At 25.0% G+C, this 21372-nt stretch carries 23 protein-coding genes and 2 tRNA genes; 4 read left to right on the plus strand and 21 right to left on the minus strand.

Annotation, left to right across the window (positions count from 1 at the left end):
* A complete protein-coding gene (locus SGLAD_RS04450; protein ID WP_166739180.1) occupies positions 1 to 1758 on the minus strand; it encodes a septation ring formation regulator EzrA in 1758 nt (585 codons plus the stop codon).
* A 273-nt stretch (positions 1759 to 2031) separates the two neighbouring features.
* Between SGLAD_RS04450 and rpsD the strand changes: the two genes are divergently transcribed.
* Positions 2032 to 2649: a 30S ribosomal protein S4 gene (gene rpsD, locus SGLAD_RS04455; RefSeq protein ID WP_134298038.1), complete on the plus strand. Its 618-nt coding sequence runs from the start codon at positions 2032 to 2034 to the stop codon at positions 2647 to 2649.
* Positions 2650 to 2733: 84 nt separating this feature from the next.
* Here the strand turns inward: rpsD and SGLAD_RS04460 are convergent, their stop codons facing one another.
* The 3 genes from SGLAD_RS04460 to SGLAD_RS04470 all read right to left on the minus strand — a co-directional run bounded on the left by SGLAD_RS04460 (position 2734) and on the right by SGLAD_RS04470 (position 6714).
* On the minus strand, positions 2734 to 4311 hold the full coding sequence (locus SGLAD_RS04460; protein ID WP_134298041.1) for an ATP-binding cassette domain-containing protein: 1578 nt from the start codon (positions 4309 to 4311) through the stop codon (positions 2734 to 2736).
* 43 nt (positions 4312 to 4354) lie between these two features.
* Positions 4355 to 4975: a hypothetical protein gene (locus tag SGLAD_RS04465; RefSeq protein ID WP_134298044.1), complete on the minus strand. Its 621-nt coding sequence runs from the start codon at positions 4973 to 4975 to the stop codon at positions 4355 to 4357.
* Between the two features lie 86 nt (positions 4976 to 5061).
* Complete coding sequence (locus SGLAD_RS04470) at positions 5062 to 6714, minus strand: dicarboxylate/amino acid:cation symporter (protein ID WP_134298047.1); 1653 nt, start codon at positions 6712 to 6714, stop codon at positions 5062 to 5064.
* A gap of 260 nt (positions 6715 to 6974) precedes the next feature.
* On the opposite strand from SGLAD_RS04470, the gene SGLAD_RS04475 reads away from it, so the two are divergent.
* Complete coding sequence (locus tag SGLAD_RS04475) at positions 6975 to 7535, plus strand: DNA-3-methyladenine glycosylase I (RefSeq protein WP_134298050.1); 561 nt, start codon at positions 6975 to 6977, stop codon at positions 7533 to 7535.
* A 3-nt stretch (positions 7536 to 7538) separates the two neighbouring features.
* Here the strand turns inward: SGLAD_RS04475 and SGLAD_RS04480 are convergent, their stop codons facing one another.
* From SGLAD_RS04480 to ytpR, 10 genes are all read right to left on the minus strand, one after another.
* On the minus strand, positions 7539 to 8342 hold the full coding sequence (locus SGLAD_RS04480) for an SDR family NAD(P)-dependent oxidoreductase (protein WP_134298053.1): 804 nt from the start codon (positions 8340 to 8342) through the stop codon (positions 7539 to 7541).
* 8 nt (positions 8343 to 8350) lie between these two features.
* A complete protein-coding gene (pgsA, locus tag SGLAD_RS04485) occupies positions 8351 to 9010 on the minus strand; it encodes a CDP-diacylglycerol--glycerol-3-phosphate 3-phosphatidyltransferase (RefSeq protein ID WP_134298056.1) in 660 nt (219 codons plus the stop codon).
* Between the two features lie 57 nt (positions 9011 to 9067).
* Positions 9068 to 9805, minus strand: a complete 738-nt coding sequence (locus SGLAD_RS04490; protein WP_134298058.1) for a hypothetical protein — start codon at positions 9803 to 9805, stop codon at positions 9068 to 9070.
* Positions 9806 to 9821: 16 nt separating this feature from the next.
* Positions 9822 to 11066 carry a tyrosine--tRNA ligase gene (gene tyrS, locus SGLAD_RS04495; RefSeq protein WP_134298061.1) on the minus strand — a complete coding sequence of 415 codons (1245 nt, stop codon included), beginning with the start codon at positions 11064 to 11066 and terminating at the stop codon, positions 9822 to 9824.
* A 1-nt stretch (position 11067) separates the two neighbouring features.
* A complete protein-coding gene (locus SGLAD_RS04500; RefSeq protein ID WP_134298063.1) occupies positions 11068 to 11565 on the minus strand; it encodes a hypothetical protein in 498 nt (165 codons plus the stop codon).
* Between the two features lie 17 nt (positions 11566 to 11582).
* Positions 11583 to 11933 (minus strand): hypothetical protein, encoded by a 351-nt coding sequence (locus tag SGLAD_RS04505; protein ID WP_134298066.1) that lies wholly within the window; start codon positions 11931 to 11933, stop codon positions 11583 to 11585.
* A 116-nt stretch (positions 11934 to 12049) separates the two neighbouring features.
* Positions 12050 to 12787 (minus strand): hypothetical protein, encoded by a 738-nt coding sequence (locus SGLAD_RS04510; RefSeq protein WP_134298068.1) that lies wholly within the window; start codon positions 12785 to 12787, stop codon positions 12050 to 12052.
* A 27-nt stretch (positions 12788 to 12814) separates the two neighbouring features.
* Positions 12815 to 13666 (minus strand): hypothetical protein, encoded by an 852-nt coding sequence (locus SGLAD_RS04515; protein ID WP_134298071.1) that lies wholly within the window; start codon positions 13664 to 13666, stop codon positions 12815 to 12817.
* A 20-nt stretch (positions 13667 to 13686) separates the two neighbouring features.
* Positions 13687 to 14730, minus strand: coding sequence for a nicotinate phosphoribosyltransferase (locus SGLAD_RS04520; RefSeq protein WP_134298073.1), 1044 nt, complete (start codon positions 14728 to 14730; stop codon positions 13687 to 13689).
* A complete protein-coding gene (gene ytpR / locus SGLAD_RS04525; protein WP_134298076.1) occupies positions 14730 to 15311 on the minus strand; it encodes a YtpR family tRNA-binding protein in 582 nt (193 codons plus the stop codon). The genes SGLAD_RS04520 and ytpR overlap by 1 nt, the downstream gene beginning before the upstream one ends.
* Before the next feature lie 131 nt (positions 15312 to 15442).
* Here ytpR and SGLAD_RS04530 point away from each other — a divergent pair, with 131 nt between their 5' ends.
* Positions 15443 to 16285, plus strand: coding sequence for a DegV family protein (locus SGLAD_RS04530; protein ID WP_134298078.1), 843 nt, complete (start codon positions 15443 to 15445; stop codon positions 16283 to 16285).
* Between the two features lie 19 nt (positions 16286 to 16304).
* Complete coding sequence (locus SGLAD_RS04535) at positions 16305 to 17168, plus strand: DegV family protein (protein ID WP_134298081.1); 864 nt, start codon at positions 16305 to 16307, stop codon at positions 17166 to 17168.
* A gap of 29 nt (positions 17169 to 17197) precedes the next feature.
* Here SGLAD_RS04535 and SGLAD_RS04540 read toward each other — a convergent pair.
* The 7 genes from SGLAD_RS04540 to guaB all read right to left on the minus strand — a co-directional run bounded on the left by SGLAD_RS04540 (position 17198) and on the right by guaB (position 21370).
* Positions 17198 to 17273: transfer RNA gene (locus SGLAD_RS04540), tRNA-Trp, on the minus strand.
* 41 nt (positions 17274 to 17314) lie between these two features.
* Positions 17315 to 17390 (minus strand) — tRNA-Trp (locus tag SGLAD_RS04545).
* A 49-nt stretch (positions 17391 to 17439) separates the two neighbouring features.
* Positions 17440 to 17874 (minus strand): transcriptional repressor, encoded by a 435-nt coding sequence (locus tag SGLAD_RS04550; protein WP_134298083.1) that lies wholly within the window; start codon positions 17872 to 17874, stop codon positions 17440 to 17442.
* A gap of 2 nt (positions 17875 to 17876) precedes the next feature.
* On the minus strand, positions 17877 to 18104 hold the full coding sequence (locus SGLAD_RS04555; RefSeq protein WP_134298087.1) for an acyl carrier protein: 228 nt from the start codon (positions 18102 to 18104) through the stop codon (positions 17877 to 17879).
* A gap of 18 nt (positions 18105 to 18122) precedes the next feature.
* The gene (locus SGLAD_RS04560; RefSeq protein WP_134298090.1) at positions 18123 to 18596 is read right to left on the minus strand and encodes a hypothetical protein; all 474 of its coding nucleotides are present in this window, start codon (positions 18594 to 18596) and stop codon (positions 18123 to 18125) included.
* A complete protein-coding gene (locus tag SGLAD_RS04565; protein ID WP_134298092.1) occupies positions 18568 to 19824 on the minus strand; it encodes a hypothetical protein in 1257 nt (418 codons plus the stop codon). Before SGLAD_RS04565 ends, SGLAD_RS04560 begins: the two co-directional genes overlap by 29 nt.
* 76 nt (positions 19825 to 19900) lie before the next feature.
* Positions 19901 to 21370, minus strand: a complete 1470-nt coding sequence (gene guaB / locus SGLAD_RS04570) for an IMP dehydrogenase (protein ID WP_134298095.1) — start codon at positions 21368 to 21370, stop codon at positions 19901 to 19903.
* Positions 21371 to 21372: the final 2 nt, after the last annotated feature.

Below are 21372 nucleotides of genomic sequence, written 5' to 3' on the forward strand. Positions count from 1 at the left end.
TTATTTTCTAATTTTTTTTAAACCACCTAATGTATTTAAAGATAAATTAATTAGTTGTTCTAGTTGTCTTTGTTTAAATAGCACTTCACATCTATCAATCAATTCTTCCATGCCATTGTATTTACCAACATATCTTTCTAAATATACCATTATTTCTTGAGAAATATAATCTAAAAAAATTGCATCCTTTAAATCTCTAACAATTGTCATTATTTCATTAGTTACTTCTTCTATGTAAAGTGATGCTAATTCTTTTTCTTCATGAGTTTTTATTAATGCCACTCTTTGTTTTAAAAATTCTTGTAATTTATCTTGTTCATAATTAATAGATTCTAAAAATCTTGGCCCCAATTCTTTAATTGAGCGGTACTGATTAATTTTTACTTCACATTGATTTAAAAGACTTTGTAAAAAAATAACATGATTTATTAAACTTGCAACATTGATTGTATTTTTTTCAATTCATTTAGCTGATTTTTCTAAATGTTCAATATCTTCAATTGAGTTTGACAAAGCTTTTAAAAGTTCTTCTTTTAATTCCATTAAATTAATTTCTTTACCAGTTGATTCACTCACATCAAATCTTGAAAATATAAGTTCAATATTTTCTTTGGTTGAAATAAATTTTGATCTAGCCTCTTCAAATTGACTACTTTCAATTGTTTTAATTTTACTTAAAGTTTTTGCTTCATGAAGTTCTTTTTGAATTGCTCAGGTTGCTTTTCAAACTTTATCAAAGTTATTTTTGATATTTTCAGTATCTTCTCTAAAGTATTTTTTTAGTTTATCTTCGTACTCGACTGAATCTTTAAAGTTTAAAATTAGATCTTCAATTTCTTCTAATGTACTTCTTACTTTCTTATATTGTAAGTTTTTTATTTGATTTAAAGCTTTAATTCTTAATTGATCTACTTGATATTCTAAGTTTAAATAATTGTTTGCGTTTAAATTTAGCTTTTCTCTACTTGAAGTGCCAAAAGTAACATATTTATTTTTTATTTCAGCTAATTTTTCAGGAATAACAGCTTTAATGTATGAAAAGGTTTCAGGAATTGCTTCTAACAACTCTATTACAAATAATAAAGAAGCTTTAATTTTACCTAATAAATCTCATGAAGCTTTTAACCAACCTTCTTCCATATTTATGTAAAAATCTTCGAACAATTCTTCAATTTTTATTACTATACCATTTAATTTTTCATGATCGATTTCATAATCTTTAAATGTAACAATTATCACTTCTTCTTTAATAGCAGAAAAAACTTCTTTTAAATAAGTTACAAAATCACGTTGCAAGAATTCAACTTCAATTTTAGAATAAATTTCTACATATAAATCATAAATAGTATTATTAATTGAAGCTAAATTTTGATAAACTTTTTGATAATTTTTATAGTTTGATATCAGTGGTTTTGTTGTACTTCTATCTTCAAGTAGTTTAACAAACTCCAACATAATTTTTGAAACTTGCTTTTCATAAATCAACTCAAATTTTGTTCTTCAAACATAGTATTCTTTTTCAAGATCTTTTGTTTCATCATAAATGTTTGATATTCTTCTTATAAGGTTTTTTAAAGATGATTTAGTTATTGCATCATATAGATCAATTGTTTTTGCAATAGTTTGAATTATGTTTTTATGTATAATTAAAACTATTGTTAAAATTAAACTTATTAAAAATAATCCAAAAAAGATTGCTGTACAAGCAATCAATATTGGATCTGTAAACATATTATTTATATTTCATGTAAGTACCATAAATATTTCCTCGTTTTTATTATAGCACATAAGATATTACTCTTTAATTCATATAAAATACCGCAAAAACACTTTACATTTATTAAATTTTTATTAAAAACTATATTAAAAACATATATAATTATTATTGGTTAATCTGCAGGCAAACATAATAAAATAATTAGTCTATGATTTGAAAAGCGTGAGTAACCCTTGCAGATAAGGGCGAACATAGACTTCCTTTATTAGAGTTTGTATTTTAATAGCGATTTTCCAAAAAAATAAGGAGAAATAATGTCAAGATATACAGGATCTAAATTTAAAAAAGCTCGTCGTTACGGGTTTTCAATCTTAGAAACAGGAAAAGAGTTTTCTAAAGGTAAAAAAAGAACTACTGCTCCAGGTCAACATGGATCAAGAAGAACTAAATTGTCAGGTTATGGACAACAAATGCAAGAAAAACAAAAACTTAAATTTATGTATGGTTTAACAGAAAGACAATTTAGAAATACATATGCAAAAGCAAAAAAATTAGCTGGAATTACAGGTACTAATTTCTTACAATTACTTGAATCAAGACTAGATAATATCGTTTATAGAATGGGGCTTGCTTTAACAAGACAAGGAGCAAGACAATTAGTATCACATGGACATATTTTAGTAAATGGAAAAAAACTAGATATTCCTTCATATATTGTAAAACCTGGTGAAACTATTGCATTAAAAGATAAAATGCATAAAAATGATAAAGTAATTGAAGCAATTGCTTCAAGTGCAAAAACTGTTGAATTTGTTAAGTTTGATCAAAAAACTTTCTCAGGATCATTTGTTAGATTACCAGAAAGAAATGAATTAAATCAAGAAATTAATGATGCACTAGTTGTAGAATGATATAACCGTTTAATTAAATAAAAAATTGTGTTTTAAACACAATTTTTTTTATCACTTTATTAGATCTTTTTGGTCAAAATTTTTTATTGTATAATTTTTAATTAATTAAAGTTCAATTACTTTATCAAAATTGTTATTATTTATAGTATTACTTGTATGAGAAATATATAAAATTGTTTTATTCATACTTTTAATTATTTCTTCAATAATGTCTCGATTATTTTTATCTAAGTTTGATGTTATTTCATCAAATATCAATATTTGTCTATCTTGTAGTAATGCTCTAGCGATTGATATTCTCTGCATTTCTCCACCAGACAAGTTATTAGTATCAATACTAATGATTTTTTCTAAACTTTCTAAATTTGCAAGTTTTTCTAAATTTACTTTTTTTAAAACTTCAATTATTTTTTCATTACTCACGTCTTCATTAAATAAAGTTAAATTATTTTTTAATGTATCATTAAAAATAAATGTTTTTTGAGGCATATATCAAATTAAGTTTTTAATATTTTCTTTGCCTACTGATTTATAATTTAATTCATTGTTTAATAAAATCTTTCCACTATAATTATCAATTAAACCAAATATTATGTTGAATAATGTAGATTTACCTTTACCAGATTCTCCAACAATCAAATATTTTTCATCTTTTTTAAATTCTAGATTTAAATTATCAAAAATTTGTTTGTTATTTATTTCATAACTTAAATTTAACAGTTTTAAATTTTTAAAATCTATTTTTTCAATATTTTCTTCTGCTACATCATGAGGTTTAAATTTTTTTACAATTATTGATCCTGCCTTAATTACAAAAGCTGATCCAAATAAACCATTTACTCCATTAAAAAATGTACCTGAAATGTTTGCAACCGAAAGCACTGCACCAACTTCTGTATAATTATTTAAAGCTAAATAAATAGATACAAATAACATTATCATTTGACTTGCTATGAATAAAGCAAATAAAATAAATCCTTGAAATGAGTTTGCATAACCATATGAAGAAATGGCTTTTTCTTCTTTTTTACTTGCTAAATTAATTAAATTATAGAATTTTCTTTTTTCATTTGCATATGAAAAAACATAATATCCACTTATTAAATTTTCTACTCTACTAGAAAAGTTTTCTTTTGCAACTGACATTTTTTTAGTTGATTTTGTGACTCAAGATTGAACAAGAGAAGGAAGAATTATCATTAATAGAGTTGTTCCGAATAATGATAAACCAATTATTCAATGGAAAGTAAATATTGCATAAGTAGATAAAATTATTGCTGAAATACTTTTTACAACATTAAAAATATTATTTATACATAAGTTTTCAATTGAGTTAACATCATTTGTATATCAAGAAATATAATCTCCTTTTTTATATTTTTGAAATTCTATATCGTTAAGTGAATTTATTTTTTTTGATATTAAATCTTTTAGCGAAACTTTAATTTTATAAATAGCTTTAACTTTTATTAAATCTGAAATATAGTTTAATAAAATCGATATAATAAAAGATACTAAAACAATAATTGTGTTTTTAGTAACAATATCAATGTTATTTGCAACAACATTGTTTAAGACACTTGATAATTTATAACCTCCATAAACTATACTTGCGTTAGATAGGGTTGTTAAAAATGCGTACATTAAAATTAAGTACCAATATTTATTAGTTATTTTTGTCATATAATTCCTTTCAATTTTGTAGTTTAAAATTAAATTTTAATAATTAACAAAATTGAACGAATTGATCTCCATAAATTATTTTAATTTTTTTTATATATTTAGTTTTTATATAATTAATTTTAAAATTTGTGAATTTTAAAAAAATTATTTTTAGTTTAATTAATAAACTTTGCAATATTAATAAAAAGTTTAATTTTATTTTTACAAAATCTTTTAATACTAATTTTATTAAATGATAAATTTTTGTTTTTATTTTTTGTAATGATATTCATTTGATTTGAACTAGTAAAAAAACAATTGCTATAAAAGATAATAAAATGATTACTAGTACATTAAATAATGAAGACAAATTAAATTTAAATTTATAAATAAATATTGATATTACAAATAAGAATATAAATGTTAATACGATTTTAAAATAAAATTTAAGTCAATAAATTCCATCTTTATCTAATTTAGATAAAATTTTAGTTAAATTAAATAGTAAAGTTATAGTAGAAAATAAAAATACTGTACATAAAAAATTAAAAACAAAAGATATTATATAAAAATCTTTTGAAAATAACGTGTCTTTGTATAAATTAGTCAGTAAACTTGAAATAACAAATAAATTTATTATTATTAAGCTTCTTAAACTTAAAACTTTTTTTAATATTCTACTCATAATAAACCTTTTTAAAATTATATCAATTTTTATATGTAATATATTTATAAATAAAATAAAAAGCTTATAAATATAAGCTTTTTATTTTATTTAGTTTTTTTAATCTCTTGTTGTTTTTGCTTGTAATTTGTTTTAACAGTTTTCGAACTTTCAATAAAAGCTCTTTTATCAATTTTTTGTTCTTGAAACTCTACTTTTAAAACTCTATATTCTTGGTCAAAAGTATCTTTTAAGGTTTTTAACTCATTTAATTTTATTTGATGTTTTGCAGCTTTTTTACTTAATATGTCTGTATCAACACCAATCATTCCTTCGCTTAGAGCAACAAGTGTACTTCCTACCATTGCCGCTAATATATTCACTGAAGTTCTACCAATATCAAAAATATCTTCTAGTACCAACATAATTGACATTGTTGCATTTTTTAAACTTGGTACTCCTAAAGAGTTTGTTAAACTTGTAATAACAAGAGTAGAAGTTCCAGGTGTTCCTGGTATACCCAATGAAATTATTAAAGTCATGATTAATCCAAGAAATAAGAATAACCATATTCCTTGATCATGAATTACTGCAGAGTCTGTTCCTGTTCACATTAAAGCAACCAACAATCCTCCCTCTGCACCAGCTCCACCAATCATCCCCATAGTTGTAGATAACGGTATGATTGTTGAAACGCAAGTTTCATCAACTTTCATTTCATCAACTAATGATTTCATTGTATAAGGTAAAGTCGCACTTGATGATTGAGTAACAAGACCTTGATAACATGGTCTTCATCCTTTTTGTCATCATTTGTTTGGTTTAATTCTTGCTAATAGTAAAGTTATTGTTAAATAAATTACACATATAAATAAACTAATGTAAGCTGCACCCAACACTTTACCAACAGAAGATAATGCTGATAAGGATTGAGTAATCATAAGGTTAGTTACAATTGACATAATAGCTAAAGGAATAATTTTAATAAAACTGTTAACTATTTTTAAAACTATTTCTCAGCTTGCATCCATTAGTTTTGCAAAAGCTTCTACTTTTCTTTCATCTTTTTTAGAAATTGCTTTAACACTTAAACCTACTATTGAAGACATTATTATAACAGGAATAACTGCACTTCCCGCCAAACTACTAAATACGTTTGTAGGTAAATAGTTAATAATCATATCTGGTATAGAAGTTAAGTTAACTCCTTCATCATCACTTTGTTGTTCTCCAAACTTATCTAAAACTTTTGCGCCATCACTAGTTACTCCTATTTTTAATAAAATTCCTATTCCTGCAGCTATAAAAAATGCAAGAGCAACGTTTATCATTAAAAATGTAATTCCTTTTCCAGTAATTCTTCCTACTCTTTTAGAATTTTTCTTTGTAATAGCACGATAGATTGATAAAAAAATTAAAGGTATCATTAAAAGTGTAATTGAAATAATAAATATTTTTTTAAATATTACAGATCATTTGTCAAGTTCTTCGACTCACTTAAATTCTTCTAATCATTTTCTGTCTTTTGAGTCTTTTGATGTAAATGTTTCTGGAAAACCTACTATTGCTTGGATAATAACACCAAACAATAATCCTAGTAATAGTCCAGAAAATAAATGTAAAAACTTATTTTTAAACTTTTTTAGAAAAAATCACAAACCAATTTGCAATGAAAAAAATATAATTATTGCAATTAAAGATTTATAACTTCCAATCGAAATAAAATCTGTGATTTTTTCTCAAGTTGTAGCGTATATCATATTTTCCTTTCTACAAACAAAAAAAGAGTAATCCAAAATAAATTAAATTGTTTAATTTATCAGATACTCTTTTATTTATTTATTAATTTTTATTTTCTAATTATTTTTAAGAAAGACAAAATAAAAGAGCAGCTCTATTATTATCGTCATTATTATTTAATAAAGATTTGCTTTTCATTTTTAAGTCCCCCATATTTTTATAATATCATAATTTATTACAAATTTCATTTAATGTTAAAATATTTTTAGGTGTATGTATTATGAAAAGATGTGACTGAGCTAACCTTAATAAAACTTTACAAAATTATCATGATAACGAATGATCAATATGTGAATTTAGTGATTATAAACTGTTTGAAGTTTTATGTTTAGAAATAATGCAAGCAGGACTAAGCTGAGATATTATTTTAAAAAAGAGAAAGTTTTTAAAACAAGCTTTTAATAATTTTGATTTTTCTTTAGTTAAAAATTATGATAGTAACAAAATAGACAATTTGTTAATAAATGAAAAAATTATAAGAAATAAATCTAAGATTTTATCTATAATTAACAATGCAAAAATTTTATATAATTGAAAATCAATTTATAATTATAGTTTTTCTGAATATATTTGAAGTTTTACGAACAATAAACCTATAATAAACTTTCCTAAAACACATAAAGATGTACAATCTTTAAATTTTTTATCTATACAAATATCTAAGGAGTTAAAAACTAAAGGTTTTAAATTTATAGGTCCAACAATTATATATTCTTTTTTACAAGCAATTGGAGTAATAGATGATCATCTAATTGATTGTTATAAAAAAAATAAACAATAAAGTTTATTTTCTATTTTTTTGATATTTGTAAACAGAACTAAGCGTTATAGACAGTGGTGCTCATTTTGTGATTTTTTTAACCAATTTATTAGTTAAACCTGTTACTATGTAATCTTTTTTATTAGTTTTAAGAGCAGTATTTAAACTTTTTTTTGCATAAGTAGATGTACTCATTACTTTAATAGTAGATTTATATTTTGCTTCTTTTTGATTACTACTACGATTTCAAAAATCTGTTTTTAAAGGCCCAGGGCAAACTGTTAGTACTCTAGCTTTTGATTTTGTTTTTTTCAATTCAGTATTAATAGCTAATCCTAAACTAAAAACATAGGCTTTTGAAGCATAATATGAAGCAAAAACCGGACCAGGAGTAAATGCCGCCATTGATCCAACATTTATTACTCTGCCATATCCTTGTTCATCAAACTTAATTATCATTTTTTTTGTTAAATAATGCAATGATTTTATATTTAATTCAATCATATTCATTTCTTGATCAACATCACTTTGAGTAAAAAATCCTCATACACCATAACCAGCATTATTGATAAATATTTCAGTATCATAATCTTGGCATTTTTTTATTAATTCAACATTATTTTCAAAAACACTTAAGTCAAAATTTCAAGCTATAATTTTTTGCCCTACAAATTCTGTTTTTAAATTATTCAAGTTTGAAGCATTTCTTGCAACTCCAATTATGTTATATCCTTTTTTTAGTAACTCTTTGCAATATTCATAACCCAATCCTTTACTAGCACCAGTTACTACTGCATATTTATTGAGCAATTTTATTTTTTTAGCCATGTTTACTCCTATTTTTCAGTTCTTATATCAAATAAAGCTGTTTTATTTTTATGAACATAGTTGCAAGCTGATGCAATACATAATATAGTTGTAATATACATCGGAACTAAAGCAATTTGATTTATTCAACCAAATTCATCAAATTGTGCATTTCCTTTAATTTGCCCATTGAAAAATCTAAATCCTACAAAGAAAAGTAAAGTTAATCCAATCATTTCAAACGTAGCTCTATATTTTCCTAATTTATCTGCTGACATTACTACTTTGTTTGATGCTAAAATTTGTCTAACTACGTCAATTAAAAAATCTCTACAAATTAAAATTACACACATTCATACAGGAATTATTCCTGCTATAGAAAAAACAATTAAAACACTATTTGTAAGAAGTTTATCTGCAATAGAATCAAAAAACTTACCAAAAGTTGTTATTTGATTATACTTTCTTGCAATGTATCCATCAAGAGCATCAGTTAAACTTGCAACAATGAATAAAATACCTGCAATTAGATAAGCGTATGGTAAGTTATAGTTACCAAAATTTATTGAGTTGTTAAATACCCCAAATAATAGATTAGCTTGATCATTAAAATTACATATAATCATTAATATTATAATGATTGGTATTAAAAAAATTCTTATCATAGTAATTCGATTTGCTCAATTCATAAAAATATCCCCTTATTCTAATAAAAAACTCTCACACCGTGAGAGTTTATTGATTAATTACGCAACAGACTTTTGAGCTTTATAATAGTTTTTTGAAAGCACACCAGAATAAATATCTGCATTTACCAATAATCCAACAACACCAGCACTTACTCTTGATAATTTAACAACATCATGAACTCATCCATATTCTTCAACTAAAACATTATAATCAACAAATTGATCTAAATGTAATATTTCATTGTATTTTACCAAAACTTCTCTAGATAAATTTAAAACTCTATCCAAATCATTTGTGTTAGTTAAAACTTTTAATATATCAATTATAATTGAAAGTTCAGAGTTTTTTTTCAACCTTGTTGGTAGATGTTCGTATCGAGAAAGAATATTTGAAGCAAGAGACGACACTTTTTTAATCGCAAAATTATCATCAATTTCTAAAACCTTATTACCATTATGATCACTAGTTAAATAACTTAAATTTTTATAACATTCTAATATACTTTCAAACGCAACATTTGCAGAAGATAAAATTAACTCATTTTTTGCAAAAATTCTTACATCAAATTTATCATCAATTAGTTGTGATTGATTTTCTTGTCTTAAATTATTAATGTCAGAAATAATATCTTTAAGTACTTTTTCAAAATCTTCATCTTTGTTTAAAGAGTTAAAATGATTGTAGTCAAATTTGATTTTAAAGTTTTTATTATTTATTTTTTGATTTTTTAAACAATCATTATTGTAGTAGTTGATAATTTCTTCAAAAGCTTTTTTAAAAATATCTATTGTCATAATATGCTCCTTTTTCTTATATACATTTTACACTAAAATATTTTTTTTTCCCTTTTTTGACTATGATAATGCCTTCTTGGGAGATAAAATTTTCTTCTATAACATCGTTTTCTGAAAAATTATTTCTATTTTTAATAGTTATTGAATTATCTCTTATTAGCTCTCTTGCTTCACGGTTTGATGAAGCGATTTTGGCTTCAACTAAAAATTCTATTATATTTAATCCTAATTTAGATTCGCTGTTTGGAATTGATCTTATAATTGATTTTAATTCATTAGGTTCTAGACTTTCAATATCACCTGAAAAAAAAGCTTCTGTTATTTTAATTGCTTTTTCATAACCTGAATTACCATGCACTCAACTAACAACTTCTTTTCCAAGTCTTTTTTGCGCTAACCTCTTAAACGGTTCTTTATTGTGTTCTTCCATAATGTTTTTAATTTCTTCTAAATTAAGTGTTGTTAAATGTTTAAAAAAAGTTTCTAAATCATCGTCATCTTGATTTACAAAAAACTGATAAAATTCATATTCACTAGTTTTATCTGCATCCAATCATAAAGTTCCTGATTCTGATTTTCCAAACTTACCACCATCTTTTTTAGTTAAAAGTTTTAATGTTACACCAGCTGCTTTTGAGTTTTCTCTCTTTATTCTTGAAGCAATATAATCTGTTCCACTTGTTATGTTACCTCATTGGTCAGAACCTCCGATTTGAATTTTACAATTTTTCATTGTATATAATTTATAAAAATCATATGCTTGCAACATTGTGTAAGAAAATTCAGTAACACTTAGACCTTTTTCAACTCTTGAGGCAATATTTTCTTTTGATAGTAAATAAGCTAAATTAAAATCTTTTCCTATTTCTCTTAAAAAATCAATTAAGCTCATTTTGCCTAATCAATCATTGTTATTTATTACTTCAATTGAAGGAATAATTTTTTTTACTTGTTTTTCAATAGCCAAAACATTTGTTTCCACTTGTTCTGTTGATAATAAGACTCTTTCTGAGCTTTTGAAACTAGGATCTCCAATCATCCCAGTTGCTCCACCTAATATTAAAATTGGTTGAAAACCAAAATCTTGAAACCTTTTTAAGTTCATTAAAGGAATTATGTGTCCAATGTGCAAAGAGTCAGCAGTTGGATCAAAACCACAATATACACCTGCTTTTTCTTTTTGTGCTTCTATTATTTTGTTTTCATTTGTTGCTTGATTAAATAAATCTCTTTCTTTTAGTTCCACTAAAATAGATTTCATCTTATTGCTCCTCATTTTTCTTGCTATCTTTTTTACTATCTCCAATTACAGCAACATCTTCACTCATACTTGCACTAACATCTTTAACTTCTGAGTAAACTTGGTCTGCTTTGTCAATTACATCCACTGTTATTAAAGCTAAGTCTTTTGCAATTGATTGCATATTTTTAGAATTTTTCATTTCTTTTCCTATTTTCATAGTAGTTTGACCCATTTTTAACAAAATTTTATAAGCTAATTCTTTAGTTTGTGCTGAGTCTAGTTCATCGCTTGCTTCTTTTAACTTATCTAATTTCATTTCAATACTTGCAACAACTTCGTCACTCTCGTTACTTTGAGTTTTTTCTCAAGCTTCGTCAAGTGCTGATATAAATTTTTTTATTTGAGGACGATATTTTTTTAAATAGTTTACAAAATCAATTCTTAATTCAATTCCTTTTTTAGGAGCTAATAGCATTCCTATAAATGCAAAACCTATAAATTTGGCTAATCTAAACATAATTTTTACTCCTTAAATTAATCTTCTGTATTGGCAAAATCCCTTAATTTTTCTACCATTTTATAAAAAATATCTTTGTTTTTTGTTGCAACTTTAACTCATGATTTTACATTTCTTTTTGCAAATGCATCAAAAATATCAATGTAATTAGATACTCTTTCTACAGTATCAACTGTTGCACTTAAAATTTCTGATTTATAAGTTAAATCTTCAAAGAAATAATCAACTTTCTTTGCCGCAATTCCCACTTTTCTTAAAGTAATTATTGTGTATAAAACTAAAATAATTGCTAAAATCATTAATACAATTATTAGTCCTGTTTGAGTTGCGCTAAGCGCATCTGTTGCAAATAAATTAATTGTTAACATATAATTCTCCTTAAAAACAATTCATTATCATTATACATTATTAAAAAAGATAAGTTATTTATTATTTGAAACGCTTTTTTTATTAAAAAACAAGCTTAATTAAGCTTGTTTATCCATTATTCTTCATTATCCTTGTTATACTTTTCTACTTCTTTAGCTCACGAACCTTTTCTTCTATGTATAGAATTATCTTGTTTTTCTGGTTTAACAGATTCACTATAATCAACATGACTTTCTCAGTTGAAAGCCTTTTTGTTAGATAAAGCAGCTTCACGCATTGCTACAAGTTTTTGTGCTCTTCTTGTTTCTGAATTATATGCGTTGTCATAAATTTTTTTTCTTCTGTCTTTTAAACTCATATTTTGGTCAAAAGTTTGTTGTGGGTCAACCAGTTTTAAATTTTGATGAATTTGACTAAGTTTATTTTCATAAATTTCTTTTAGTTCGATTGTTTTTTCAACTTTTTCTTCACTAACGCCTTTATTTTTCATAACTTCAATTTTTTTAGAGTATTTATTTAATAATTTATTGACTTTATTTTCTTCTTTCATTAACATTTTTTGTTTTTTTATAATTTTTTCGTGTTTGTCTCTAAGTTCTGTTGTAAGTTCTCCAATAGTTTTTTCTAATTCATTTCTTTCTGGTGCTGAAAAGTTTGGTTCTTGTTTTTTTCTTGGTTTAATGATATTTACATCTTCATTCTTTTGACCATTAATTTGTTGGTCTAATCTAGAAGGTCTTATGAACTCTTTTTCATTAACTCCTTTGATTAGTTCGTCACTTTTTTTTATTTCTTCAAATCTTTTTTGTGGATCTGCTTTTAACAAACTTTGTGTATTTTTATCTTTATCCATAATTTTTCACCCTATCTTTTACCCAATTTATATTTTTTTCTTTATTTTTTCAGCTATTTTACTCAAATATTCGTCAATATTTTTAAGTTTTGATGTTAAAAATTTCTTTTTAGCATCACCACTAGAATATTCTTTATTTTCTATTTCTTCTAAACTAACATTTGTTTCTTTTTCAAAATCTATATCATTTAACTCTTTTAAAAAAGAGATCTTTTCAATTATTTCTTTTTTTAGTTCTTCAACTTTTTTATAATTTTTTTTATTATTAGTTTGTTTAAAATCAAAAACTCCTGTATATAAAGCACCATCACGTGCTTCTCTTTTTTCTTGAGCTTCTTTTGATAAACGCATTTTTCTTTCTAACTCAGATTCAATTTTTTTATTTTTTAAATTTTTATTTAAAAATTGTTTAGCTCTATCTGCATAATTTTCTATTTTCGATTTAGACAAATCTGTATATAGATTTTCATCAACTCCACCACTTCTTTTTAATTGCTCAATTTTATGCAATTTTGCAATGACTGGGTCGTTTTCTATAATTTGATTTTGTAATTTTTCTGAGTTATTTCTTGCGTTATTAATAATAGATCCCAATGGACCTGAGTTTTTTTTATTTGGTTTTAAAATATTTAACTTCTTTTTCATACTTGCTAATTTTTCAGCAATTTCTTCAGTTTCTTGATTTTGAGAATCTGATTCAAGGTTTAATTCTCTTGTTACATCTTTTAATGAAGGACCAGCATTTTCAGAATCAATAAATACTGGTTCTAGATTTAACATTGGATCATCATTGTAACTTCAGTGATTTAGTTGTCTATCTTCTTCTTGCTTTAAATAATCACTACTTAAATTTGATTTCTTTTTTTTAATTAAACCCATAAAATCATCTCCTTAGTACATTAATAATATTTTATACTTTTTATTCTTGATGAACTAATATTTTGTCTTCCATATTTAGCCTGGTTAACTCCATTAATTTGAACTAAATCACCAGTAAAATATATTTTATCTTTTGTAATTGCTTCTCCAACACCATAAATATCCACTGGTGTGTTTTGTTCTTCAAATAATTTAATTTTTTTACTATCAAAACCTGAAGAAACTATAATTTTTACGTGATTATGACCAGCTTTATCAAGTTCGTTTCTCAATAACTTTACTAATGTTGGATTAACACCGTGCAGTTCATTTTCTTTTTCTATTAAATTAGATAGTGATTTATCTATAAGTGAGTTTGATGTATCCAATCTAACAGCATATAGTTTTTCTTTAAATTCATTAGCTGCTTTTAAGCTATCATTTATACAATCATTATTATAATCAACAAGTGCTACTAAGTTATTTTCTGGAAAGACATCTTGATAAGCTTTTAAAGCCATTATCAAATCTCCATCAAACGAAGCGATTAGAGCATGCGGCATAGTTCCTTTTAAGTTTGGTTCTAAATCTATATATTCAAAATTAGCTTGTGTTACAAGGTTTGAGTTTCCTCCCACATACGAAGCATAGCCATCAATTTGTTGAGTATTATAAACATCCATTCTATCATTCATATTTAATATAATTTTATTATTTGCTACTTTTTTTAAATTGTAAACATTTGTAGCAATTGTTGATGCTCTTGATAATATTCCATCAAATAAACCTTCAAACTTTGCAAAATCTTTGTATTTTCCAGTTATTTTTAAAACCGGTTCTAATTCATTTGCAATTTGTCCATCTTCAAGAGCTTCAACTGTCAAGTCTTTTACATTACTTAAACGTAGAATTTCACATATTATTTCTATTCCACAAACAACAGTATTTTGTTTTCTTTGAAATCATTGCATAGTAACTATTTGATTTGGTTTAAATTTATCAAGAATTTCTCTTGTTTTTCTAAAATAATCTGCACAATAATACTCATCAAAAATTCGAGTATCAATGTTAAATTTATTTTTCATTAAATCACCTCTCAAATTGATTTGCCAATTTTATTTTGATCTATATTTAATTCTATTATTCCTTCATCATTTAATGAATCATTAGTGATGTTAAGTTCTTTTTTACTACAAAGCATTCCAAAAGAGTCGTAACCTTTTAAAAAACCTTTTAATATTTGTTTTCCATCAGGCATAAATGCACCAACAGTTGCCAAACAAGTTAACATTCCTTTTTTAACATTTTTTGCTCCACAAACTATTTGAATTATATTATTACCATCATTTACCTTGCATAAAGATAAGTGTGTATTTTTAATTGGTTCACATTCTTCTACTTTTGCAACAACAAATTGATTTTCTAAAGTATCAATTTTTATTATACTTTTTAGTGATTCTTTTACATAATCTTTTAATTCGTTTGCTTCTAATAAATATTTTTTGTTTTTATCAATTTCTGGGTTAAATATATTTATTCCAACGATTTCTGAGTCATTATATAAAACCTCTTTATTTTCTAAGGAAATCGTTTTATTAACAGGTTTATTAGAAATTAATGTCATTAAAACATCAAAGTTTTTATTATAATTTATAAAAATTTTCATAGTCAATTCTCCTTTAACACTTGGAAAGATTACAAAACAATTATATAATAAATTTATATTTTATATTACTATGCAACCAAAAAAGGTTTAATTTTGTAGAATATATAAAATTTGCTTATAGGAGAGTGAAAATGAAAATTGCAATACTTATTGATTCATCTGCAGGGATAAAAGATGTAAAAAATTATAAAGATATGTATTTAGTGCCATTAATGATTACAAAAGAAGATGGCGAACAAATTAGTGATGATGAAAACTTTGAATCAAATGAATTTTATCAATTACACGAAAAACAATTATTAAAAACATCAATGTCTATACCAGGAACTATGCTTGGTAAATGAGACGAATTATTAAAAGAATATGATAATGTTGTTTGTTTATTGTTATCTAAGGGTTTATCTGGACAATTCGAAACATATCGAATGTTTTCTCAACAAGAAGAATATCTAAATAAGGTGTTTGTTGTTGACACAAATGGAGTAAGTATTATTTTAAAACAACAAGTTTTAGACACATTAGAATTAGTAAAACAAGGTAAGACTGGACAAGAAATTTGTCAAATAATAGAGTCAAGAAATAAGAATTTCAACTGCTTTATTGTACCAAAAACTCTTGATCAACTAGTTAGAGGAGGAAGAATTTCAAAGGCTGCTGCTTCAATGGCAAAGCTTTTAAAGATTAATCCAATTCTAAGATATGATGGAGAAATTGACAAAGAAGATAAAACAAGAACTTTTAAAAAAGCTATAGAAACAGCAATAGATTTGTTAAAGAAAAAAACCAAATCAACTACTTTACAAGTTGACTTTTCTTATTCTAGAACAGAGGAAGAAACATTAGAATTTGTAAAAAAAACTATTATTGAAAAAGGGTTTACAATAAGATTGCAAGATGATATACCAAATACAATTACTTGTCATACAGGTAAAGATACTTTTGCAATAGCTATTTGAGACGATAATCTAAATTAATAATTAAGGGGGAATAAAAATGAAAATTGGAATTTTAGTTGATAGTTCAACAGGTTTAGAACCAAGCAAATTAACCAATACAAATATTGAAGTTATACCACTTCATATTATAATAAATAGCGAAAATGATATTTTAGATGTTAAAGAACAAAGAGAAAAAAATAAAATTTATGAACAAATACAAAACGGTGTAAATGTTACAACTAGCCAAGCATCTCCTGGTGAACTAATTGTAAAATATGAAGAAATGTTAATGAAATATGATCATATCATTCATTTACCAATTCCTTCAAATTTATCTGGTATGGCTCAAACAGCTGTTATGGTTTCAAAAGATGAAGAGTTCTTAGGTAAAGTTACTGTTGTTAATCATTTTTTAGCAGCTAACTTATTAGGGAGATTAGTATTTCAATTAAATGAAATGACAAAAAATGAAAATCTAACAATTGAACAGTATTTAGAAAAAATTGATGATTGATCTAAAAAGTCTGTTATATATTTAATTCCTAGTGATTTAAAAAAATTAGCTAAAGGTGGTAGAGCACAATCTTTATTGCTTTCTGTTTTAAAACTTTTAAAACAGAAAATAGCAATTCAATGAGGAGAAAAACCTAAAAAAGTAGCTATGGGAAGAACAATTGCATCTATAATTGATAAACTATTAGATAATATTAATACTAATTTTTCAAAAGAAATAAAGTTAATTTTTGTACACACAGAAATAATTAGTAACAAATTTTTAACTCAAATTAAAGAAAAATTAGAATTAATTAAAATAGATTATGACGATGAAATTATTCCTACTCCATTCCCTTGTCATTCGGGTCTAGATACAATAGGATTTTTAATTTATGAAAAAAGTTTGCAAAATAAAAATGATTAGTAACTAAACTAATCATTTTTTTATCTTATTGGCAGGGATAGCAGGACTTGAACCCACGACACTCGGATTTGGAGTCCGATGTTCTACCAACTGAACTATATCCCTAAATAAAAAACCTTACATTAAGTAAGGTTTTAATTCCTATTTGGCAGGGGTAGCAGGACTTGAACCCACGACACTCGGATTTGAAGTCCGATGTTCTACCAACTGAACTATACCCCTAAATAACCCTATAATTATACATTAAAATGCACAAGAGTTATATATTTATTTATTTTTTACAATCTTTACAAGTACCATAAACATCTAGTTTAAAATAATCTAACTTAAATTCAGCAGATTGCATAAGAGGTTTTAATGTTTCTGTAACTTTTTCATCAATTGATGAGTAATCAATGTGTTCAAATTTTTTACAATTGTAACAATTTATATGTATCAGTTTTGGCGCTACTGCTTCATATACAATTTGTTTTCCATTTATACTGTTTGCAAATAATAAATTTAAATTTAAAAGCAGATCTATATTATTATAAATAGACATCACGTTTACTGAACCCATTTGCATTTCTAATTCTGCTATTAACTCGCTTATAGTAAAATGTTTTCTAGAAGCTACAATTTTTAAAACACACTGTCTAACAAATGTGATTTTAATTTTGTTTTGTTTAAGAGTACTAATGTACTCTTTATAAAGTTCATCGCTCATAATTAGTTTTTAGCTAAAGTTTCAATAATTCCAACCAAATCATTTACTGTTTTGATTTCAAGTAATTGATCGTCAGACAATGTTATATCTAATTTTTCTTCTAAATATACAACCATGTCCATTAAGTCTAGAGAATCTAATCCCAAAGCTTTGAACTCTGTATCTTTAGTTATAGTCGCTTTTGTACCCTTACTTATAAGGGTTTTTTTTACTTCTTCAAAATAATTCATTTTAATCACCAACTTATATTATATATACTTTGTTTGATAATTCCATACTAAATATTTATTTGAAAAAAATACGCTATTATAAAATACTTTTACTAAGTTTGGTTTTGTTTTTTTATTAAACTCAAACTTCAAATGAAGTTTTTCACTTTTAGGACCTAAATAACTAAAGTGTTTTAAAAAATAATATTTAAATATCTCTGTTTTTATATAAGGTAAATTTATATCAAAACCAATTATGTCTGTCTTTTCTTCTTTTTTAAATGTTATTTTTTTGTTTTTCTCAACAAACTCGTCTTCTATACTTTTAAAATCATTATTTTCTTCTGTATCTTTATCATTATTGTTATTGTCGTTATTGTCGTTTGTTTCGATTAAATCCGATTTATTATTAAAAACAAACTTTACTAATACAGTTGATGTAATTGCTGCAAATGAGATGACAACCAAAAACGGAATTACTATTCTATATAATAATTTCTTGGTTTTTTTCAATAAAATCTAGGATCTTTTCTTTATTTTTGTCATCAAATTTTAACTCAGAAAAACTAAAGTTATCAAAATTAATCAAGTATGCTCTTTGTGTTTCGAAACTCAGATCATCAACTTCCACCAGAATATCAGACAAGTTATAAGGAGTATTATTTTTATAAAAGTTAATTTTTAAGCCCCCATAATTAATATCTCACTCAAAATTAAAACTTTTTTCTAAACTAGTGTTTTTCATAATACCTTCCTCACCTAAATCACTTTCAATAACTTTATTTTTTTTAAAATCTAGTTTTGTTTTCACATTTGTTTTAAGAGTATAACTTTTGTCATACTCTGTTTTTATTAAAGGGTTAGGTTTTTTTAGATCATAATATTCACTTAAATTTTCTAAATTTATAGAGTAATTAGCTTCTACAATTTTATTATCATTCTGCCCCATTTTTAAGTTAGTTAAGAATCTGTTTAATTCAATCCCTAATAAACTTTTTTGATTGTCATCAAATCTATCAAAAAAGTAATTTTTTGCTTTTAGTTTAACGTCAAAATCGATTCTTTTATTATTATCAAAAGTTTCGTATTCTATAAGTTTTTTAGCTAGTACAACATCTTTTTTAAAATTAATATCATAATCATTTTTTAAACTTAAATAAACAAAATCATGCAATAAAATTGCTTTGTTATCTACAGAAGTATATTGTCTTAAATCGATTCTTATGTGACCGTTTGCAATATTATTAAAATTACCAATAGTATTGCTACACTTCAATGAATAACTTATATTTAAGGAGTTATTATTTTCAAAAGATTTTGTTGGAATTAACACTTCTCTAAATTCAACATTAGACATCTCTTTTAGTTTACTATAACTAGTTTTAAACATCATACTTTTAATAATATTTTTCTCTGTTCGATCATTTTTAGGTCATTCTATTTTAATAGATTCAGACCCTTTATCAGAATCTATTGCCATATTTACTTCGGTTTTTTCAATTTTAAATGTTTTTTCATTATCTCTTGTACTTCTTAATCGTGATCAGGCATCAACACTAATTGTAGGTCTAACTAAAATTCTATAATGTTTTTCTTTCCCCACATAAAAAATTTGGTTAACAAAAATAACATCCATTGCCAAAAAATCATTTTGCTGAGATTGATTAATTATTTTGTTTCCAATATCATTGTTATTTTGTAATTCTCCAACATCATGTTGATTTTGTAATTGTGCATCCATAAAATACCTCCAATTAAATAATCGAAAAAAAATCAAAGTATTTTACAACTTTGATTAATTATTTTAATTATAAAAATTATTTATTATAATTTGGAGACTCTTTTGTTAATTCTACATCGTGGGGATGTGACTCTCTTAAACTTGCGGAAGTTATTTTTACAAACTTAGTATTATGTCTTAAGTCTTCAATGGTTTTATTTCCTGTATATCCCATTCCACTTCTTAAACCACCATTTAATTGGAAAATTACATCTTTTGCTTTACCTTTAAAAGGAACTCTTCCCTCAATACCTTCAGGAACTAGTTTTTTTGCATCTTTTTGAAAGTATCTATCTCTACTTCCTCTACTCATTGCTGCTAATGAACCCATTCCAACATAAGTTTTGTATTTTTTACCATTAGCTATTATTTCTTCTCCTGGCGATTCTTCTGTACCAGCAAATATGCTTCCTAACATTACACAATTTGCACCCGCTGCTAACGCTTTTACAATATCTCCTGAATATTTTATCCCTCCATCAGCAACTATTGTAACTTCTTTATCTTTTGCCCATTCATATATTTCGTTAATTGCACTAATTTGAGGGACTCCAACTCCAGCAACAACTCTAGTTGTACAAATACTTCCTGGACCTACTCCAACTTTTACGCAATTTGCTCCTGCTTCATATAAAGCATTTGCTCCTGATGCGGTACAAATATTTCCTCCAATAATATTTAATTCTGGATAAGTGGTTCTGATAATTTTTATTACATCTAAAATACTTTTACTATGACCATGAGCAGAATCAACAACTATAGCATCAACTCCTGCTTTAACTAAAGCATTTACTCTAGTTAAAGTTTCTTCGCTTACCCCAACAGCTGCTCCAACTCTTAATCTTCCTTGTTCATCTTTACATGCATTTGGATAGTCAATTGCTTTATCTATATCTTTTGTTGTAATTAAACCTTTTATAATCATATTTTCATTAACTATAGGAAGCTTTTCAATTTTATTTTTAATCATTATTTTTTTTGCTTCTTCCATAGAGGTTGTTGGATTACCTGTAATTAAATTTTCTTTTGTCATCACTTCTTCAACTGTTAAATTCGTTGTATCAATGTATTTTATATCTCTATTTGTGATTATTCCTATTAATTTACTAGAATTATCAATAACTGGTAAACCTGAAATTTTATATGTTGCCATAATTTTTAGAGCTTCTTCAATAGTTGTTTCTTTATAAACTGTAATCGGATCTTTTATAAAACCAGATTCGTTTCTTTTAACTTTAGCCACTTCTAATGCTTGTTCTTCGATTGTTAAGTTTTTATGTATTATTCCAAGCCCACCTTCTCTAGCAATTGCAATAGCTAATTCAGCTTCTGTAACTGTATCCATTGCAGCACTAATAATTGGTATGTTTAGACTTATTTTTGGTGTTAAGTTTGTTTTTAAACAAACTTGATTTGGTAATACTTCAGAATATGCAGGCACTAGTAAAACATCATCAAATGTAATACCTTCTCCAATTATTTTTCCATTTAAATTATCTTTAATCATTT

Origin of the sequence: Spiroplasma gladiatoris, from assembly GCF_004379335.1 — a bacterium.
Taxonomy (GTDB): Bacteria; Bacillota_I; Bacilli_A; order Mycoplasmatales; family Mycoplasmataceae; genus Spiroplasma_A; species Spiroplasma_A gladiatoris.